Annotated in this window: 3 protein-coding genes and 1 pseudogene; 1 reads left to right on the forward strand and 3 read right to left on the reverse strand. The window is 30.8% G+C overall.

What is annotated here, in order from left to right; translation table 11 throughout:
• Positions 1 to 198: 198 nt before the first annotated feature.
• The 3 genes from KPL55_RS25225 to KPL55_RS25235 are packed head-to-tail and all read right to left on the reverse strand — an operon-like array spanning position 199 to position 3,531.
• Positions 199 to 585 carry a DUF6262 family protein gene (locus KPL55_RS25225; protein WP_216309513.1) on the reverse strand — a complete coding sequence of 129 codons (387 nt, stop codon included), beginning with the start codon at positions 583 to 585 and terminating at the stop codon, positions 199 to 201.
• A 17-nt stretch (positions 586 to 602) separates the two neighbouring features.
• The gene (locus KPL55_RS25230) at positions 603 to 2,444 is read right to left on the reverse strand and encodes a tyrosine-type recombinase/integrase (protein ID WP_216309514.1); all 1,842 of its coding nucleotides are present in this window, start codon (positions 2,442 to 2,444) and stop codon (positions 603 to 605) included.
• 1 nt (position 2,445) lies between these two features.
• Positions 2,446 to 3,531: a tyrosine-type recombinase/integrase gene (locus tag KPL55_RS25235; protein WP_216309515.1), complete on the reverse strand. Its 1,086-nt coding sequence runs from the start codon at positions 3,529 to 3,531 to the stop codon at positions 2,446 to 2,448.
• Positions 3,532 to 3,675: 144 nt separating this feature from the next.
• On the opposite strand from KPL55_RS25235, the pseudogene KPL55_RS25240 reads away from it, so the two are divergent.
• Positions 3,676 to 3,783: pseudogene (locus tag KPL55_RS25240) on the forward strand (hypothetical protein); the annotation flags it as partial.

Raw genomic sequence — 3,783 nt, forward strand, 5'->3', positions numbered from 1 at the left:
AAAGAAGTAAAGGATGTTAGGGTAATAGCCCTTATAAGAAAATATCTTCAAGCAGGAGTAATGGAAAGAGGCATTTTTAACACCTCACAAAAAGGTGTACCGCAAGGTGGCCCCTTGTTATATGGAGGATTTTTTTCAAATGATTGAAATCACTTATTTATATCATGAATGATATATGCATAAAGAAAGTAATTATAGCTATTTTGTTTGGAGAAAAGCTAATTTACCATAAAGTATTTTTAATTCCTCTTTCAGCTTGAAAGTCTCTTGTTTTAAACTTTCAATTTTAAGCTTTTGAGAATTAATTATAACATCTTTTGATGAATCAGTCATCTTTTGTTTTGACTTATAAGTGGTAGGAATATATTCTTTATTACGTAGTTCTATTATTGTATTTTTAATTTCTTCATGAGTGTATAAAAATCGTTTAGATACACCTGCATAAGAACTGATAGTATTAAAGTTAATTGGCATATTATCTTTTGTCATAGCTAAAATTGCTGCATTAATTTTTGTATAACATCGTTCAGTTTTTAATTTTGCAAACTCTATCATTTTTGAAGTACTTGGGTTTGGATTAGACATGGAAATCCTCCTTTATTTTATTTATTTAACACTGATAAAAGTTTTTTAATGCTGGTTGCAATGTTGGACTGATGTTCAACTTCTCTCTCCCAACCACGGTTTTTTGCGTCAGCAACAAGCTTTTCAACCATAGATAATTGTTGAGAAAGAATTGGTATATGGTGTTTTGTTGTAATAAATTTAGGACAAGTAAGGCATATGTTTGCATGGGGGCAGTTTCCTTGCTTTGGGTGATGTAGACAATAACCGTTAGGTAGCGCATTTTTGTACAAATTATGCTTAAACCATTCCATATCAGTGTTTACGATACTATCAATCCCAGTAGGTTCGTTACAACTAGTATAATTTCCATAAAGTTTATGTTTAATGAGCTTTTCAAAATCTGCTTTTAGTGTTGAGTCATGAATATGAGCATAAACCATGGTCATTTCTGGACTTTCATGACCAAGATATTTTTGCACAGAAGTTATGGGAACACCAGAATTAATCATATTGGTACCAACAGTATGACGGAATTGATGGAAATTAATTAAATATACATTTCCAGTAGAATCAGTAATAGGAACTTTTCTGGCTAGCTTATGAACTTTAGAAGTTATTCTCTGATATTGAAGAATCCCTTTTGGTGTTCTAAAAAGATATTTATTGTTTTTAGGGTCGGAAACTTCGCCAGCTAGTTCTCTTTGAGATTCAATAGCTGCGGTTACATCTATGTTAGTAGGAACTCTATGTTCTTTATGCATTTTGCTCATATAATAAGTTATCCATGGAGTACCATCATTGTCATATGATATACAATTTTCTCTTAAAGTTAGAAGCTCAGAGGCTCTCATGCCTACATTCATTACTATAATTACAGCATTCTTTATGTTTGTTGATAGCTGATTTAGATTTGATATAAGTTGATTAAAGACATCATCAGGTATAAATTTAGGGATACGTTTTATTGTTCCACATTCATCTTCAGGATAAACTAAAGGTATTAAGGGAGCATCTTTATCACCAGTACGTTGTAAGTACTCAAATACAAGCCTTAGATATTGTACAGTATATCTTTTTTCGCGGAGTGAAGTTAGTTCTCCATATTGATTTTTTTGTATAGAAAGCCATATATAAAATTCTTCCATGTGAATCCTGGTTAGTTTAGAAAAGGAAGTTATAGTAGGGTATTTTTCTTGTAAAAATACGATGAAATGCCTTAAATATCGCATCTCCTTATGAACAGTCTGGAGTGCTCTAGTAGCCACTCTAACCTTATAAAATCTTTTAATAAGAGTTTTTAGATTTTCATCTTTTATAATTGTAAAATTCATATACCAGGCTCTATTGCCAACATAAATTGGAATTTCGCTTTCAGGATATAGTCTTCTTAAATCCCATATGTCTTTTTCATATTCAACTCTGGTATCATACCATTTGCTGAAAAATGAATACATAGATTTAAAAAGAGTAGGTGCCCTATCGTGTTTGGAATAACCAATTTCTAAAAGATGAGTTCTTAAAAGTATGAGTGTTTTATCATAGTTTAAATCTAAAATCGAATTAATATTAAATTTATATTTTTCAATAAAATTCCAAAGGTGACGCAATGACTGACAAAAGCCTAAAGCTAAACTATGAGGAGAGTATTCTTTAGCTAGAATTTTATACATAAAAAAATACTTTGCTTCGGCTTTAATATAGGGGTTAGTTATAAAATCAAATTTCATATTTTTTTTAGAAATGTTGGGGTATTTTTCAAACATTGATGGAAGATACCATAAATCTTTTTTGAATTGGTCAGTAATGTATTTATCCCAATCAGTTGTTTGAGAAGTAAGAATTATTTTTTTATTGTTTTTAGAAATAACTTGATGCATATTAATCCCCCTTTTCCTGTTCATATTTTTCATAAGCGCCTTTTAGGTCTTCATCACTAAGATGTATATAAGTGTTTATGGTAGTTTGAACTTGTGAATGACCAAGTCTTTTTTGTACAAAGGAAGCATCCCAACCAGCTTTTATTAAAGATGTTGCATGAGTATGCCTTAGTACATGAGGCGAAAGCTTAATACCCGCTTTTTTCTCATAATATTTAAACATTTTATAGACGGTGTCGTATGAAAGTGGAATTCCAGTATTTTTGCCCTTCCCAACAACAAACAAGTGATTGGTGTCACTACAATTAGGTCTATGAAAAAGAAGATAATCATCAATAAGTTTGCATAAGCCTGATGGTATATCAATAAACCTTTCTGATCTTGATTTACCTCTGGCACCATTAATAAGGTCATCTCTTGGAATGATACTGATGCGCTTATCCCACAAAAACAGGTCTTCTATCCATAAACTTAAAACTTCACCTATACGGAGACCTCCTTCATACATAAGTAGAATAATCAATCGATCTCTTATATTTTCAATATGGGTTAGAAATAGATTGAATTTGTCATCTGATATAGTAGTAACAATATGTTTTTTAACTCTGCATTTAAGTAGGTTCTTAGCAACCATTCTCTTGCCAGTGTGAATCAAAAAGCTTTTATATCCATTGGTAGGCATAAAAGTAGCTGAATAGATAACAGGGTTAATAAAGTTTTCACTTCTACAGGTATATTGATAAAAACTTGATATTGCAGCGATTATTGTGTTTAATGTATTATTGCAAACGGAGTTTTCTTTAAATAGAAAATCAACTTGCATTGAACGGATAGGCTTTCTTAACCACTGAATAAACCCTACAAGATCATCTGTTGAGACTCGATTGTAATCTTTGTCTATTCCATCAAGGAAGCTGAAATAGAGCTTCAGATGATAGCAATAGTTTTTTATTGTGTTAGGTGACTTGGCGGTAGCCTTTAGAAAATTAAGATATTTTTGTACCACAATAACAATATCAAGGTCTTTATTAATTAATATATAGTCTGTTGTTCTATCTACAGGATTTATTGCCTTAACCACTTTCATCACTAATTTCTCCTTTTTTATCTTTGCATACTATATATTCTTTGATTCTTTTCTCAATTTTATGTGTAATTAACGATAAAAATATGTGGTAAAACAGCCGTAGGATACTTAAAATACTAATAAATTTTATCCTCCATATAAAATCTTTCACCATTACTTAGTAACGTCATGTTAAATGAGTTGGATAAAGAATTAGAAAAGCGTGGATTACACTTTTGTCGTTATGCTGACGATTGTAATATTTATTTAAAA

The sequence above is a fragment of the Clostridium lacusfryxellense genome (assembly GCF_018861735.1).
Classification (GTDB): domain Bacteria; phylum Bacillota; class Clostridia; order Clostridiales; family Clostridiaceae; genus Clostridium_AD; species Clostridium_AD lacusfryxellense.